Source organism: Kouleothrix sp., from assembly GCF_046328425.1.
Classification (GTDB): Bacteria; Chloroflexota; Chloroflexia; order Chloroflexales; family Roseiflexaceae; genus Kouleothrix.
Genome location: NZ_JAXLWP010000013.1, coordinates 12,308 through 28,312 on the forward strand (window position 1 = coordinate 12,308; position 16,005 = coordinate 28,312).

The window sequence follows — 16,005 nt, forward strand, 5'->3', positions numbered from 1 at the left end:
TCAATTGACGCTGACCCATCGCAATGCTACAATGCGCCGACGCTGGTGTGATTCTTGCTGCAAATCAATGAATGTAATCGCCAACAAGCAGATTATTCTGGGTGTGAGCGGCAGCATCGCGGCATATAAAGCGGCTGAGCTAGCGCGCAGCCTGAGTCTTGGCGGCGCCCTAGTCGATGTGATCATGACCGAGGCGGCGCAACGGTTTGTGGGCGCGCCGACGTTTCAGGCGCTCACCGGGCGGCCGGTGCTCGCCGATATGTGGGCGCTGCCCGAAGATGGCGTGGTGGGCCACGTGGCGCTGGGCCGCCGCGCCGATCTGGTGGTGCTGGCGCCTGCTACCGCAAATACGATCGCGCGAATTGCCGCCGGCCTGAGCGACGATCTGCTGACGACGACGGTGTTGGCCACCAGCGCGCCGGTGCTGTGTGCCCCGGCCATGAACCCGCAAATGTACGCCAACCCAGCCACGCAGGCGAATATTGCCACGCTGCGCCAGCGTGGCGTGGCCGTGCTAGAGCCTGGCTTTGGCCGCATGGCTGAGCCGCAGGTGGGCCTGGGGCGCATGCCCGAGCCGGCGGTGATCGAGGGCCACGCGCGCGCTCTGCTTGGCCGCGCCGGTGGCCCGCTGCGTGGGCGGCGCGTTGTGGTGAGCGCCGGCGGCACCCACGAGCCGATCGACCCGGTGCGCTTTATCGGCAACCGCGCCTCGGGGCGCATGGGCTTTGCGCTGGCCGGCGCCGCGCGCGATGGCGGCGCGCAGGTGACGCTGGTGGCCGGGCCGGCCGCGTTGCCGCCGCCGCCCGCCGTCGATCTGGTGCGCGTCGAGACGGCGTTGCAGATGCGCGATGCCGTGTATGCTGCGGTGGAGGGCGCCGATCTCCTGATCATGAATGCGGCGGTGGCCGATTTTCGCCCGGCCGAGCGCGCCGAGCGCAAGATTAAAAAGGGCGACGACGACGAGATGCTGCTGCGGCTGGTGCGTAACCCCGACATTCTCGCTGGCCTGGCGGCCCGGCGCGACCTCGTGAAGGTTGGCTTTGCCGCCGAGACACACGACCTGGCGGCCTATGCGCTGTCGAAGCTCGAGCGCAAGGGGCTGGACATGATCATCGCCAACGAGGCGGTTGCCAGCATCGGCCACGACGATATCGAGGTGACGCTGTTCGACGCGCAAGGCGCGCAGCGGCTGCCGCGCCAGCCCAAAGAGCAGGCGGCGGCGGCGATACTGGAAGCGATTATTCGGCGCTGGCCCGCGCGGCTGGCGCCAACATAGCTCAGGGAACACATGGAAGATCAGGATACACGCGCCGATACGCCGGCCAATGGCACCGGGCCGGGGCAGTACCCGCCCGCCGCCGAGCGCGCTGGCGCCACCGACGATACACAGGTGGGCCAGGTGGTGGTTGGCGCCCCCGCTACTACCCGGCCGCTTGGCAAAGGCATATCGACACCGCCGCACTCGCGCCGTGCCGAAGCCCGCGCGGCTCAGCAGGCTGCGCGCGAGCGCGTTGCTACGCTGATTGCGGCGCTTGGCGATACCGCCAACCCACTGCACCAGGGCGCCGTCGACGACCTTGTGGCGCTTGGGCCAGCCGCTGTTCCCGCGCTCAACGAGGCGCTGAGCCCAAACCGGCCCTGGCTGGTGGCCTACCGCGCCGCCGAGGCGCTCGGCCAGATCGGCGATGGCCGCGCGGCCGGGCCGCTGCTCGAAGCGCTGCACCACCCGAACAGCAATGTGCGCTGGAGCGCGGTGCGCGCCCTGGCAGTGGTGGGCGATGCGCGCGCGCTGCTTGAGCTGCGGCGGGTTGCGCGCGAAGACCGCGGCAAAACCAGCTGGGGCGAGCCGGTGGCGGGCGCGGCCCGGAGCGCGCTGAACCACATGCAGAGCCAGAACATGCTGCTGCGCGGCGCCGACTTGATCAAGACTGCGGTAGCCTGCGTGCTGATGCTGGTGGCGCTGATCGTCGCTTGGAAGGTGATTGGCGACCTGCGCACACAGCTCAGGCAGGTCGGCTTCGAGGTTGTCGACCCAAGCGTGCTCGCAGTGCCGGCACCAACTGCCCGCCCCGATACCGCTTCGCTCCAGCCGACGCCGGGCGTAAGCGCGACGCCGGAGCCTACGGCTACTCCGCTGGCCCAGCTGGTAGGCACGGTGCGCGCCGCGGCGAATGTTCGTGCGCTGCCCGAAGTCGCTAACGGCGCGGTGATTGGCCGGATCAGCGAGGGCGATGAGATCGTGTTTCTGGCCAGCACCGCCGACGGCCAGTGGTACCGTATCCGGCTGGGCACGCGCTACGCCGCGTCGTCGAAGATCAATAGCGCGAATGGCGAAGGCTGGGTCAATCGCTCGCTGCTATCGCAGCCAGGCGGCACGGTTCCGGTCGACGACACGCCGGCCGATTTTTCGGGCGGCACGCCGGCCAGCTCGCCGACGCCGACGCCGTGATATAGAGAACTTACGCTGTTGGCGCCCTCAGCCTTCGGCAGCATTGCGTGCGGTTTTCCGCGCTGCCGCAGGCAGAATCAGTCAACGACGCGGGCGACCGCATAACTCGTGTAATATATAGGACTTACGCGGCGCGCGTTTTTGCCTTCGGCAGAGTGGTACTTTTCATCTATGGTGCTGAGATTTTGGCGCAAAGCGCCAACATCTCAGCGCTGCCGCAGGCAGAACAGGCCGATATCGCAGGCGACCGCGTAAGTCCTGTAATATAGTGGAGGTTCTCGTTGGCTAAGCCATTGCGCGCCCTGTTTCTTGGGGTGGCGCTCGTCGCGTTGATGATTGCCTGCCTTGGCTCGCTGGTGCTGCGCGAGGTACGCAGCCCGGTGAGCGATGACGCTACACCAGTTGAATTTGTGGTCGACGCTGGCGACTCGACCAGCACGATTGCGACAAAGCTGCGGGGCGAAGGGCTGATCCGCCTGCCGCAGCTGTTCACCTACCTGGTGCGTGCCCAAGGCTTTGATGGCAAGCTGCGCGCTGGCCACTACATGCTGCGCCCGAATATGACCATGGGCCAGATCATGGCCGCGCTGCAGACTGGTATCAAGATCGAAGAGGTGCAGGTGACGATTATCGAGGGCCTGCGCCTCGAAGAGATCGCCGAAAAGCTTGGCGGCGCCGGGCTCCCAAATGTCACCGAGTCGGAATTCCTTGCGCTGGCGCGCAACGGCGCCGCCTTTAAAAATACCCATTTCCGCCTGAGCAGCCTGCCTGCCGGCGCCTCGCTCGAGGGCTACCTGTTTCCCGACACCTACCGCCTGGCCAGCACCGCCACTGTTACCGATGTGATCGAGACCATGCTCGGCCGCTTCGACGAGCAGTACCAGACATTCGAAACCGCCGTGCGCGTGCCTGAAACCGATGTGCATAAGATCGTCACCATGGCGTCGCTTGTGCAGCGCGAGGCTACCGAAAAAAGCGAAATGCCGCTGATCGCCGCAGTGTTTTGGAACCGCCTGAAGCCCGAGAACCAGGGCGAGTTCGGCGGCGGCAAGCTTGGCTCCGACCCAACGGTGCAGTACCTGCTGGGCCAGAAGGGCAACTGGTGGCCCAAGATCGACACAATGGCCGCCGACGAGATTAATAATGTCGGCGCGAATACGCCTGGTTTTTCCTATAATACGCGCGCCAACGGCGGCTTGCCGCCCGGCCCGATCAGCACGCCTGGCCTCGACGCGCTGCGCGCCGCGGCACAGCCCGACGAGTCGGCCAACTACCTGTACTTCGTGGCCTCGTGCGAGAAGCCCGGTACGCACAAGTTCGCCACGACATTCGACGAGTTCAACCGCTACGAGCAGGAGTACCTGGCCTGCCCCAAGCCCTGAGACGATGACCGACGATACGCTTAAGCTGGCTGGCCTGATCGGCGACCCAGTGGCGCACAGCCGCTCGCCCAGGCTGCATAATGCCGCCTTCGCGCGGCTAGGGCTGCACGCGCACTACGAGCTGTGGCCCACTGCCGCCGCCGAACTGCCCGCGCGCGTGGCCAGCCTGCGCGCCGCGCACGTGCTGGGCGCGAATGTGACGCTGCCACATAAAATCGCCGTGATCGACCTGCTGGACCGGCTTGAGCCGGCGGCGGCGGCGATCGGCGCAGTCAATACGATCGTCCACGCGGCCGATGGCGCGCTTGTTGGCGCCAACACCGACGCGCCGGCCTGCCTGGCGACGCTGCGCGAAGATGCGGGCTACGACCCGGCAGGCGGCGCCGCGCTGATTCTGGGGGCCAGCGGGGCCGCGCGCGCGGCGGCGGTTGCGCTGGTGGGGGCGGGAATCCGGCGGCTGGTGGTGGTGAACCGCACGCTCGAGAAGGCCGAGCAGCTGCTCGGCGATGTGCTGGCCGCCGCCGACGCCGATCCGCTGCTGTTCGCCATGGCGCCCGACGACGCCGACCTGCCCGCCGCACTGGCCGAGGCCGGCCTGATCGTCAATGCGACCTCGCTGGGCTGGCACGACGCCGAGAGCCCGCTCGCCGCCGAGCTGATACCCGCTACCGCGCTGGTTTTCGATATGGTCTATCGCCCGACCCGGCTGCTGCGCGACGCGGCGGCGCGCGGGGCGCGCACCCTCGACGGCGCGGGCATGCTCGTGCGCCAGGCCGCGCTTGCGTTTGAGCGCTGGACGGGGCTACCAGCGCCGCTTGATGCTATGCGCGCGGCTATGCTCGCCGGAGAGCCTGTTTGAGGGGAGTGCGCGGGGCTATGGCCCTCCTTCGTTTGATCACTTTCTTTTGTGATGCCCTGCCCGGCTTCGCCGGGCAGGGCATCACAAAGAAAGTCGGTGGCGGCGAAGCCGCCACCGAACCCTCCGTACAGCAAGTGTTCAGCCTAATTTGGTATGAGAAGCGCTATGGATCTTACGAGTATCCTCACGAATATCGCGGTCGGCGTCGCTGGCCTGGCGCTCGGTGCGCTGGTGAATAGGGTGGTGGCTCGGCTCCCGCGCGAGCGCGGGCTGGGTGGGCCGGCGCACTGCACCCGCTGCGGCCGCGCGCTGGCGTGGTGGCAGCAGCTGCCGCTGATCGGCTGGCTGGCGCAGGGTGGGCGTGGGCGCTGCTGCGGGCGGCCGCTGCACTGGATCTTCCCGCTGAACGAGCTGCTTGTCGCCGCAGCGCTGGTGCTGTTCCACCTGCGCTACGGGCTAACCACGTCGTTCTTCTACCTGGCGTTTGTGGCGCTGGTGCTGGTGCTCACCGGGGCGATCGACTGGCTGCACCGCTCGATCTACACCTTTGTGATCCTGGGAGCGGCGCTGGCGACGCTGGCAGTATCATTTGCGATCCCGCACCACAGCTTTCTGAATGCCCTGCTTGGCGCGCTGCTGGCCGGGTTTGTGTTTGCGATCTTCTTCGCGCTGGCGCGGCTGCTATTCCCCAGCACGGCCGTCCCATTTGGCCTAGGCGATGTCTACCTGGCGATCTTTATTGGCGCGGCGCTGGGCCTGCTGCGCCTGATGCCGGCGATCTTCTATGGCATGGTGCTGGCCGGGCTGTTTTCGCTGGCGCTGCTGGCGTTGCGCGCCGCCGGCCGGCCAAACGTGCCGCAGTATATATCCTACGGCTCGTTTCTGTGCCTGGGCGCGCTGGCCTACCTCGTGGCCTGGGGCCTGAACTAGCACGAGCGGCTAGTTCACCACCACACACGCTGTATCCGTGCCCTTGAGTGTGCCGCCGCCAGCCAAGTTGAGCGTGTAGTTGGCCGGCGCATTGCACCACGAGCCGGCAGCGCTGTAGCTTCCCGTCACCGTCAATGCCAGGTCCGCGCCGTCGGCCAGTATGTACTGCCCGCCGCCGCTTGGCCCCCAGCTGACCGTGCCGCCGTTTGGTTGGCCATCGCTGGTGCATTGGATGTTGCCCGGATCCGATGAGCTACAGCTGAGGTAGCTCCACTGCTGCGGGAAGCTGTCGGTGGCGAAGCTGATTGTCTGCGGAGCGCCGCTGCGATTAAAGATGCAGATCTCGTATGTCGCCGGCTGCCCTGCTACCACGCTTGGCGTTAGGGTGCGCTTGCCCATCTTGAAGATGCCCGCCTGCGCGCCGCATCCTGGCACATTCGTGGGCGTGGGCGTGCTGGTCGCCGTGCTGGTCGGCGTATCGGTCGCCGTGCTGGTCGGCGTATCGGTGCTGGTTGGCGTGTTGGTGCTCGTCGGCGATGCCGTCGGCGTGTTGGTGTTCGTGGGCGTGAGCGTATTGCTCGGCGTCGGCGTGCTCGTAGGTGTGAGCGTACTACTCGGCGTCGGCGTAATGCTCGGCGTGCGCGTAATGCTCGGCGTCGGCGTATTGGTGCGTGTTGGCGTATCCGACGGCGTGTTAGTGATCGTCGGCGTGCTGGTGGGCGGGCGCGGCGTGCTGGTGGGCGGGCGCGGCGTGTCGGTCGGCGGCGCGGGCGTGTCGGTCGGCGGCGCGGGCGTGTCGGTCGGCGGCGCGGGTGTGCTGGTTGGCGGCACCGGCGTGCTGGTGGGCGGGCGCGGCGTATCGGTCGCCGGGCGCGGCGTGCTAGTGGCCGGCGCGGGCGTATTGGTGGGTGTTGTGGCCGCTGTGGCCGTGCTGCTCGGCTGCACCAGCGTAGGCGGCGGCGGTGTGCTGGTTGGCGTGCTGGTGCTGGATTGCACTGGCTGGCTGGTAGGTGTGGCCGTGTCGAGCACTGGAACCGCCGTATCGGGCGGAACTGTGCCGAGCACTGGCGTATCGGTCGGGCCGCTGATCGTCGGGCGTGGTGTGACGGTAGGCTCGGGTATGAGCACAACCACGCCGGGTGTGACTGTCGGCGCATTTTCGGGCTGGGCGATCACGATCACATCTTCGGTGGGAATAGCCGCAGCGGCCTGCGGCGTGGGGCTGGTCGTCGCGAGCGCGGCGGCGGTTGCGCGATCGGCGGCCTCGGCTGCGGCGGCCTCGGGCGCGATCGGCGGCAGCTGCAGGTTTATCAGCCAGGGGCGGTAATCGGCGAGCTTTTTGGAGAGCAAGTTCAGGTTCGAAGCCTGGTCGCGCGGCGACAGGAGCACAATGACAACCTGCCCAACGCAGCAAATTGCCAGAAACAACAGCAGCAACGCCGCTGGTATCAGCCAGCGCAGCGGGTCACGCTGATTGTTCGGTTTTGTTTGGTTCGGCAACGACGTCTGCGTGCTCATTCGCTACCAGTAGTGCAATGCTGAACGTGCTGCCCTGGCCGGGGGTGCTGGCGGCCCACACTCGCCCGCCCTGGCGCTCGACGAGCTGGCGGGTGATGGCAAGGCCCAGCCCGCCGCCGCGCTCGGGCGAATTATTACCCTCGACCCGATGGAAGCGCGTGAAGAGCTGGGTGAACTCTTCGCTTGAAATACCCGGCCCGGTGTCGACGATGTCGATCTGCACTGTGTCGTGGACATGGCGCGCGCGCACTGTCACGCTGCCTTTCATGGTATAGCGGCGGGCGTTATCGAGCAGCTGCGTAAGCACGATCTGCAGCTGCTGGCGGTCGGCGTGCACCGGCGGCAGCGTGTCGGGCAAGTCGAGGTGAATGTCGATGCCTTTTTTCAGGAACGCGCTGCGCATTGGCGCCAGGGCGCTTTCGATCGCCACCCACACATCCTGCGGCTCGGGCTCGGTGATCAGCGTATTCGCCTCGATGCTGGCGATCATCACGAAGTTATTCACCAGGTCGCGCATCTGCTCGGAGCGCATGCGAATGACCTCGAGGTAGTCGCGCTGATCGGCGTTCAGCTCGCCCAGGTAGCCGCGCAGCAGCAGGTCGGCGCTGCCGCAGATCGGCGTGAGCGGCGTGCGCAGCTCGTGCGACACGCGCTCGATAAAGCGCGTCTTGGCGCGGTCGACGGCGGCCTCGGCCGAAAGGTCGTGCAGGACGATCACCTCGCCGAGGCTTTCGTTGTTTTCGCCGATGACCGGCGCGCTATTGATGCTCATCACCCGGTCGCCAAGCTCGTAGTGGTTGAGGTTTGCCACGTCGTTGCCGAACATATCTTTGGCGGCCGGCGCCGGCACGAGCGGTATGTCGTTCCAGTTGCGGCGCACAATATGCCAATCGCGCAGGTTCAGCATCTGCTCGGCGGTGCGGTTCACCAGCATGATATTGCGCTGCTGGTCGCACACCACCACGCCATCGGCGATCGACTTGAGAATGGCCTCGCGCTCGCTGGCCTCGTCGTGGACGCGGTCGAACAGAATGGCGTTATACAGCACGCTGGCGGCCATGTTCGCGGTAGCCGAGAGCGTTGGCGCGTTGACGCCCTCAAACGCGCCCGGCGCGGCATGGCCGAAGATCAGCACGCCGGCCACGACATCCTGCACCACCAGCGGGGTGAGCATCAGGCTGTGGAAGCCCGCCACGTCGCCGAGGCCAAGCGCGTCGAGCCGCGGCTCGCTCGACGAGTCGAGCAGGTGCGGCAGCAGGCCGCGCGCCAAGTCGCGGATCAGCGGGTCGCCGGGGGCGACGCGCAGGTTGCGCAGTGCCAGCACGGGCGCGGCTGCGGCGCTGCGCAGCCGGTAGCGCCAGATGCCGCGGTCGTCGATCAGCGCGAGCACCTCGGTGCCCGGCACAAACTCGGCCACCGCGCGCTGTGTCGCGTCGAGCACCGGCTCGATCTCGATCGCGGTGCTCAGGTCGCGGCTGGTGCGGTACAGGTGCAGCAGGTGGCCGGTCATCTGGTTGAACGCCTGGGCCAGCCTGCCGATCTCGTCGTCCGACTGCGGCATGTTCTGCTGGGCAAAATTGCCGGCGGTCACCGCGTCGGCGGTATCGACGAGCGCCGAAAGCGGGCGAGTGATATTGCGCGCGATGTAGTAGCCCAGCACGATCGAGCCGAGCGCTAGCGCTACCGCGATCAGGCTGATCGCCGTGCGGTTAATGCGGATCGAGTTGACCTGAAAGTCGGTCGGCAGGCCGACCGAGAAGTAGCCGGTGAGCTTGTTCTGGATGTAGAGCGGGCTATAGGCGATCTGGTAATCGCGCTGCTGAATGGTGCTGGGGAAGTACGAAGGCGTGTTGGGCTTGTTTTCGGTATTGATCACCGACTGCGCGTTGTTGTTTGCCAGCGCGCCGATGACCTCGGGGCGCAGGTTCAGGCTGGCGAGGTCGGCGCGCGGGATGAATGTTGTGCCCAGCGCCTCGCCCTTCAGGTTGTAGAACGTGGTGATCGGCACCTGAGTGTTGCGCTGCAGCGCGGTCAGCAGCCGGTCGATCTTGATCGAGATCATCAGGCCGCCTACCACGGTGCTTCCCTGCTTCACCGGCACCACGGTATAGAAATGCGGCTGCGGGTCGTTGCCGAACTGGATCAGGCCCGAGAATTTGTCGGCGCCGTCGACCAGCGTGTTGCTGATGATGCGCTTGACATCGCGGATGGGCGTCAGGTCGGTGCTGGCGTTGCGGTACGGCTCTTCGAGCGGGTCGTCCTTCACGCGCTGCCAGTCGATCAGCGACTGGCCGTTGCGGTCGAAGGCGATCAGCCGGTCGATGTCGAGCGTCGGGTTGCTGATGCCGCTGAGGTAGAACACCTTGAGCGTGCGCGACACCGTATCGGTGCTGCCGCTGGCCAGCGCCGCCGCCACCGACGGTGTGGCGTTCTCGGCACTGCCGCCGGCGAAAGCGGCCTGGCGCAGGAAGTTGATATGGTTCTGCTCGCGCTCGACCAGCGTCGCGCTGACGATCCGCGCGTTGTTCGCCAGCTGGTTCGTGAGAACGTCCTGGGCGTTGGCTGCCACCAGAAACAGAACAATCGCCGCGCCAGCCAGCATCACGAAGATCGTCAGTGCCAGGTATGGCATGATGATCTTGTAGCGGATATGCGAGCGGATCAACTGTAGCAGGCGGCCTATCAACAAACTACCTCAGACATGCGATAGTTTTACACACATTAGTAGGTAACCAGAGGGTAGCCACATTATATACGAACCGATGACGCGAATCAAGCCACCCGAATTATGACAAAACTGTAAAGTATTTCAATATCAGCGCTCGTCGGTATGGGTACGCGGTAGCGCAAAGGCAAACACGCTCCCCACGCCCTCCTCGCTCTCGAGCCAGATCCGGCCGTGGTGGGCCTCGACGGCGAGCTTGCAGAAAGTCAGGCCAAGGCCGGTGCCGCGCACCTTGCGGCCGCGCACCTGGCCAAATTTCTCGAAGATACGCTCGTGGTAGGCTGCCGGGATGCCCATGCCGCGGTCTTGCACCCAGAAGACGATCCACTCGCCGTCGGCGAATGGCGGATGCAGCGGCGTGTCGGTGGGCAGCAGGTGGTCGGCGCCGTAGGCGTGCGCGCCCACGGTGACGCTGGTGCTCGAGGATGAGAACTTAATGGCGTTGTCGATCAGGTTCTGCAGCACGCGCACGATCTTATCGTCGTCGGCGTCGATCAGCGGCAGGTTGAGCGCCATGCAGGTTGCCAGATCGACGTTTTTGCTGCGCGCCGATACGCGTAGCCGGTCGAGCGCCTGGTCGATGATCGTGTAGGGCGCCACCGGCTCAAGGTCGATGGTCATGCGGCCCTGCTCCATCTTCGAGATGTCGAGCAGGTTGTTCACCAGCTCGAGCATGGCCTGGCTGCCCTGGTGGGCGATCTCGAGCAGCTCGTTCTGGGCTTCGGTGACAGGCCCGCCAATGCCGCGCTTCACCATCATCACGCCATTCATGATCGACGTCAGCGGCGCGCGCAGGTCGTGCACCAGCATGCTCGTCCAGTCGTCGCGGATCTGCTCGAGCTCGCGCTCCTGGGTGATATCGCGCAACACGGCGAGCTGGCCGTACACCGCGCCGTCGGCGTCGCGCACCGGCATGCTCAGGTGGCGGATGAAGCGGTGGTGCGTGCCGCCAAGCTCGATATCGCTCACGTGCACGGGCGTCTCGGCATCGCCATTGCTGTCGCCGCGCGACCGGGTGTTGACCTCGCGCGCGCGGCTGTGCAGCGAGCGCAGCAGCTCGTCGAGCGGGCGGCCGGTGAGCTGCTGCTCGCTCGCGCCGAACAGCTCGGCGGCCATGGGGTTGGCCGTAAGGACGCTGCCGTGCATATCGGTCATCAGGATGCCGTCGGCGGTGGAGTTGAGGATGGCCGCCAGCCGGTCGCGGCCGCTCGCCACCTGCTGGAACAGGCGCGCGTTCTCGATCGCCACGCCGATAAACGCGGCCATGCGCATCAATCGCTCGGCTTCGTCGGGCGTGAACTGGCCGTCGAGCTTGTTCAGCAGCTCGATCACGCCGATTACCCGGCCCTTGGCAATCATGGGCACGCACAGGATCGACTTGGTGACAAAGCCCAGGTCTTCGCTGATCTTGCGGTAGAAGCGCGGGTCGCTCTGGGCGTCGGGCACGATCTCCCACTGGCGGCCGGTGGCCACCGCGCCGACCACGCCCTGGCCCATGGGTACTTTCACGCCGGCAAGCTTCGCCTCGCCGCCCTCGATCGTCATCACAAAGCGCAGGTCGCCGCTGCTCTCTTCCACCAGCAGCAGCGAGCCGGCCTCCACGTTGAAGTACGCATTCAGGCGCTGCACCACCAGCCGATACACCTCGCTGGTGTCGAGCGTCGAGGTGATTGTCGAGGCGATCTCGTTGAGCGTGCTCAGCTCCTGGTTGCGCCGCTGCGCTTCGTCGTAGATCCGGAAGGCCGAGATCGCCGCGGCGAGCTGGCTGGCGAGCGTTCGCACCAGCGCGATCTCGTCGACGGCGAACTGGCGCGGCTCGGTGGCGCCGAGCGCCAGCATGCCAATCGCGTGATCCTGGGCGATCAGCGGCATGAGCAGCGCGGCGCGCAGGCCGTACGAGCGCAGCAGCTCGAGCGCGCGCGGCGACTGGTCGGCGTGCTCGTCGTCGTGGACCTGGATCGGCTGGCGCCGGCTGACCGCGCCGTGCATCAACGCCAGGTCGGCGGGCTGCAGTGGCATTGCCGGGTCGGCCTGCGGCGGGTACTCGCGCACAACCTGGCCGGCGCTGCCGTCGTCGTTGAGCAGCGCCACACCGCCGCGCGGCAGGTCGAACAGCAGCGACAGCTCGCGCAGCGCCAGCAGCAAGAGCTCGTCGAGTGTCGCGGCGGTCTCGATCGCCTCGGTGATCCTTGTCAGCGCATCAATGCGTATCTCGGCGGTAGATGGTTCGTTCAAGGTGCTCTCTCCCAGTCGTGTATCGGGCCGGAGACGATGGGCGGGCGGCTATGCGCGGGCCTGCTCGGTCGGCGGGTGCGCGCGCAGCCGAAAGATCGGCTGGCACACTCCATCGCGCAGTGTCAGCGGCGGCTGAGCTTCGGCTGCCAGGCCGGGCGCGCTGCCAAGCGCGGCGGCGACCTGCTCGGAGATCAAGATCTCGCCGCGGGCCAGGCCGCTGAGGCGGCGCGCCAGCTCGATCGCGCCGCCGAACGCGTGCGTCGCCGGTTGGCCGATCGCCAGTGCGCCGATTGTGATCGGCCCGCTGGCAATGCCGATATCGAGCGCGCCGGTGGCGAGGCCAAAGCGCAGGTGCCAGGCTGTGCGCAGCCGCTGCGTGGCTTCGTGTAGCTCGCGCGCCGCACTGGCGGCGCCAAGCATGCGCTCGGCGCGCGAATGAAACACCGCCAGCAGCGTATCGCCGTCGAGCGTGGCGAGCGTGCCACCGTGGCGCTGGACGATCGCGGCGGCGGCCTGGAAGAATGGCGCGATCAGATCGTCAAACCCGGCAGGGGCGTGCCGGGCCGCCGCAGCGCACAGCCCGCGCAGCTGGGCCGCCAGTGCTACCGCATCATATTCGGCCGGCGGGGCGTGCAGGCGCGCGGGCGGGGCAAACCCGGCCGCCGGTGCTGCTTCGCTGGCCTCGGCCAGGCGCGCCAGCTCGATCGCCAGCGCGATCGGCGCGCACAGCAGCTCGAGCAGGTTCAGGTGATCGGCGTGGTAGTGGTACGGCGCCTCGTGGCCGAGCGTCATGATCCCCAGCACGGCGTCGCCGTGCACGATCGGCGCCACGATCGCGGAGCGCAGATCGCCCAGGCCCGGGGCCGGCAGCCAGCGCGCGTCGTGGTTGGTATCGCGCACCAGCGCCGCGCGGCGCTCGCGCACCACCCAGCCGGCCAGGCCGCGCTGCATCATCGGGCGGGCCACCAGGTCGAGCGGCGCGAGGTTGCCGTTGTCGAGCGCCACGCGGTAGCAGATCCGCTCGCCGGCCGGGTCGAGCAGCAAGAGCGTGGCGTGTGGCGATGCGGTAAGCTGGGCGGCTGCGAGGATGGCGTGGGCAAGCAGGTCGTTCAGATCGCGGCGCGCGCTCAGGTCGAGGGCGAACTGATGCAGCGCCGTCATGGTATCGGCCGATACGCCCCCGTTGGCGAGCGCGACCGTCTGAGTGCGGCTTTGGCTCGTCTGCGACGTTGGCAACAGTTCCTCCACAGTCGAAGCTGGGCACGCGCGGCCAGCCTGCTGGGAACAGGTGGCCCTGGCATATCAGGGCCTATTATATGCGATGCTGGAAGTGGGCGCTACTGTGGCCGGGCTACAGTTTGATGACAGATTGCCGCGAGCTGCCTTGGTTCACGACCGAGCGATGCGAGATCCGGCTGTTCATTCGCTGTACGTGGGGGTTCGGGGGTGGCGAGGCCGCCCTGAAGTTTCTTTGTGGCGTGGGCGCACAACTCGTGCCCCCGCAAGCGCGGCGGGGCAAGGTAGTATAATGGCCGCTCGGATCGCCAGCCTGAGCCCGCCGTATCGCGCTGATCCGGCGGAAAGAGAGAGCGCTCGTGGATCATCTGCGCCCAGCCCGCCGCCAGCATGTCAGCATCGCTGGGAATATTGGAGTGGGTAAAAGCACGCTGGTCGCGATTCTGGCCGAGGAATTTGGGTGGCAGCCGTACTACGAGCTGGTAGCGGATCATCCGTACCTGGACGACTACTACGCCGATCGTGAGCGCTGGGGCTTTCACTCACAGATCTGGTTCTTATCGCAGCGCTACGAGCAGCACCTCGAGATCAGCGACACGCCGACCTCGGTATGCCAAGATCGCAGCATCTACGAGGACTACGAGGTGTTTGTGAAGGGGCTGCTCGAGCAGGGGATCTTTTCTCACCGCGATTTCCGCACCTACCGCCGGCTGTTCCAGTCGCTCGTGCGCAGCCTGACCCCGCCGACGCTGCTGGTGTACCTGCATGCCAGCGTGCCGACGCTGTTGCAGCGTATCAACGGGCGCTCGCGGCCCTACGAGCGCGCCATCCCGGCCGAGTATCTGGCGCAGCTGAACCGGCGCTACGAGGAGTGGCTGCGCCGCTTCGAGCTATGCCCGGTGCTGACGATCGAGACCGACCAGCTCGATTTTGCACACGAAGTCGAAGCGCGGCGCGAGGTGGTCGAGATCATCAGCCAGGCCGCCGGGATACGCGGGATGGTGCAGGAGCGCATGCTGGCGTAGCATATCCAGCCGATCACGTGGTTTGTGCGGGGTTCGATTTCTGTGTGCGGTGCCCTGCCCGGCTTCGCCGGGCAGGGCACCGCACACAGAAGGTGATCAAGGTGCGCTATACGGTTGGCGTGGCCAGCTCGCGCGCGTGCGCAGCCCCCTCTTCGCGCAGCTTGCCGAACTTTGCAGCGTCGTACCTGAGGATTGCCTGGCGCGCGGCGCGCACCTCGTCGAGCCGGCGCACCGGCGCGGTGGTGGGCGCCTGGTGCAGGATCTCGATATCGCTGCGGGCCTCGTCGGCGATCTTCAGCATGGCCGCGACGAATGCGTCGAGGTTGAGCTTGCTCTCGGTCTCGGTCGGCTCGATCATCAGCGCCTCGGGCACGATCAGCGGGAAGTAGACCGTCGGCGGGTGGAAGCCGTAGTCGATCAGCCGCTTGGCGATGTCGAGCGTGCGAGCCTGCGGCGCCTCGGCGATCTGGCCCCTCAGCACGCACTCGTGCATGCAGGTGCGGTTGTAGGCCGCCGGGTAGGTGCCCTGCAGCTTGACGCGCAGGTAGTTCGCGTTCAGCACTGCCGTCTCGCTCACCTCGCGCAGGCCGGCCGCCCCCAGCGTGCGAATATAGGTCCAGGCGCGCACCAGCATGCCGAAGTTGCCCCAGAACGACTTCACGCGGCCGATGCTCTGCTCGGGCTCGAAGAACTCGTACCTGGGTTGCGCGCCCTCTGCGGCTGGCTGCTGTAGCCGAACGCGCGGGCCGGGCAAGAACGGCGCCAGCGCGGCTGTGCAGCCCACCGCGCCCGAGCCGGGGCCGCCGCCGCCGTGCGGGGTCGTGAACGTCTTGTGCAGGTTGTAGTGCATAAAGTCGAAGCCAACCGCGCCGGGCTTCACAATGCCCAGGATGGCGTTGAAGTTTGCGCCGTCGCCGTACATCAGGCCGCCGGCCTCGTGCACCATCTGGGCAACCTCGCGCACGTGCTGCTCGAAGATGCCGACCGTGTTGGGGTTGGTGAGCATCAGCCCGGCGGTGCGTGGCGAAAGCTTGGCGCGCAGGTCGTCGAGGTCGACATTGCCATACGCGTCGCTTTTCACCTCGGCCACTTTCATGCCGACCATCGCGGCGGTAGCGGGGTTGGTGCCGTGGGCCGAGTCGGGCACCAGGATCTCGACGCGCTCGGTGTCGCCGCGGCTGAGGTGGTAGGCCCGGAACACCAGCACGCCGGTGAACTCGCCCTGCGCGCCGGCCGCGGGCTGGAGCGACACCGCGTCGAAGCCGGAGATCTCGCCGAGCAGCTCCTGCAGCTCGTACATCAGCCGGAGCGCGCCCTGCGATAGCTCGGGGGCCTGCAGCGGGTGCGCGCCGGCGAACCCGGCGTAGCGCGCGGTCTCTTCGTGGATCTTGGGGTTGTATTTCATTGTGCAGCTACCGAGCGGGTACATTCCGGTATCGATGCAGTAGTTGCGCTGGCTGATGCGGGTGAAGTGGCGCACGACCTCGGTTTCGGTAAGCTCGGGCATTGCGGCCAGGTTGTCCTGGCGCAGCAGCTCGCCCGGCAGCTCGGCGGCCGGTACGTCGAGGGCCGGCAGGTTTGCGCCGATTTTGCCGGGCGCCGAAAGCTCGAAAATCGGCGGCTCGTATGTGTTCATAGTGTATCAC

The 16,005-nt window shown here is 66.8% G+C and carries 11 protein-coding genes; 6 read left to right on the forward strand and 5 right to left on the reverse strand.

Going from position 1 to position 16,005, the window contains the following annotated elements:
- Nucleotides 1–67: 67 nt before the first annotated feature.
- The 5 genes from coaBC (at nucleotide 68) to U0177_RS13340 (ending at nucleotide 5,620) form a co-directional block, all read left to right on the forward strand.
- Nucleotides 68–1,276, forward strand: coding sequence for a bifunctional phosphopantothenoylcysteine decarboxylase/phosphopantothenate--cysteine ligase CoaBC (coaBC, locus tag U0177_RS13320; protein WP_409571125.1), 1,209 nt, complete (start codon nucleotides 68–70; stop codon nucleotides 1,274–1,276).
- A 12-nt stretch (nucleotides 1,277–1,288) separates the two neighbouring features.
- On the forward strand, nucleotides 1,289–2,449 hold the full coding sequence (locus U0177_RS13325) for a HEAT repeat domain-containing protein (protein ID WP_409571126.1): 1,161 nt from the start codon (nucleotides 1,289–1,291) through the stop codon (nucleotides 2,447–2,449).
- Between the two features lie 281 nt (nucleotides 2,450–2,730).
- Nucleotides 2,731–3,831: an endolytic transglycosylase MltG gene (gene mltG / locus U0177_RS13330; protein ID WP_409571127.1), complete on the forward strand. Its 1,101-nt coding sequence runs from the start codon at nucleotides 2,731–2,733 to the stop codon at nucleotides 3,829–3,831.
- A 4-nt stretch (nucleotides 3,832–3,835) separates the two neighbouring features.
- Entirely contained in the window at nucleotides 3,836–4,690 is an 855-nt protein-coding gene (gene aroE, locus U0177_RS13335; RefSeq protein ID WP_409571128.1) for a shikimate dehydrogenase, read from the forward strand.
- Between the two features lie 165 nt (nucleotides 4,691–4,855).
- The gene (locus tag U0177_RS13340; protein ID WP_409571129.1) at nucleotides 4,856–5,620 is read left to right on the forward strand and encodes a prepilin peptidase; all 765 of its coding nucleotides are present in this window, start codon (nucleotides 4,856–4,858) and stop codon (nucleotides 5,618–5,620) included.
- 9 nt (nucleotides 5,621–5,629) lie between these two features.
- Here the strand turns inward: U0177_RS13340 and U0177_RS13345 are convergent, their stop codons facing one another.
- The 4 genes from U0177_RS13345 to U0177_RS13360 form a co-directional block, all read right to left on the reverse strand.
- The gene (locus U0177_RS13345) at nucleotides 5,630–7,009 is read right to left on the reverse strand and encodes a hypothetical protein (protein WP_409571130.1); all 1,380 of its coding nucleotides are present in this window, start codon (nucleotides 7,007–7,009) and stop codon (nucleotides 5,630–5,632) included.
- Nucleotides 7,010–7,085: 76 nt separating this feature from the next.
- Nucleotides 7,086–9,770 (reverse strand): ATP-binding protein, encoded by a 2,685-nt coding sequence (locus U0177_RS13350; RefSeq protein ID WP_409571131.1) that lies wholly within the window; start codon nucleotides 9,768–9,770, stop codon nucleotides 7,086–7,088.
- A gap of 183 nt (nucleotides 9,771–9,953) precedes the next feature.
- Complete coding sequence (locus U0177_RS13355; protein WP_409571132.1) at nucleotides 9,954–12,098, reverse strand: GAF domain-containing protein; 2,145 nt, start codon at nucleotides 12,096–12,098, stop codon at nucleotides 9,954–9,956.
- A 48-nt stretch (nucleotides 12,099–12,146) separates the two neighbouring features.
- Entirely contained in the window at nucleotides 12,147–13,334 is a 1,188-nt protein-coding gene (locus U0177_RS13360) for a GAF domain-containing protein (protein WP_409571133.1), read from the reverse strand.
- A gap of 359 nt (nucleotides 13,335–13,693) precedes the next feature.
- On the opposite strand from U0177_RS13360, the gene U0177_RS13365 reads away from it, so the two are divergent.
- Nucleotides 13,694–14,359 (forward strand): deoxynucleoside kinase, encoded by a 666-nt coding sequence (locus U0177_RS13365; RefSeq protein ID WP_409571134.1) that lies wholly within the window; start codon nucleotides 13,694–13,696, stop codon nucleotides 14,357–14,359.
- A 106-nt stretch (nucleotides 14,360–14,465) separates the two neighbouring features.
- Here U0177_RS13365 and gcvPB read toward each other — a convergent pair whose 3' ends face one another.
- Complete coding sequence (gene gcvPB, locus U0177_RS13370) at nucleotides 14,466–15,995, reverse strand: aminomethyl-transferring glycine dehydrogenase subunit GcvPB (RefSeq protein ID WP_409571135.1); 1,530 nt, start codon at nucleotides 15,993–15,995, stop codon at nucleotides 14,466–14,468.
- Nucleotides 15,996–16,005: the final 10 nt, after the last annotated feature.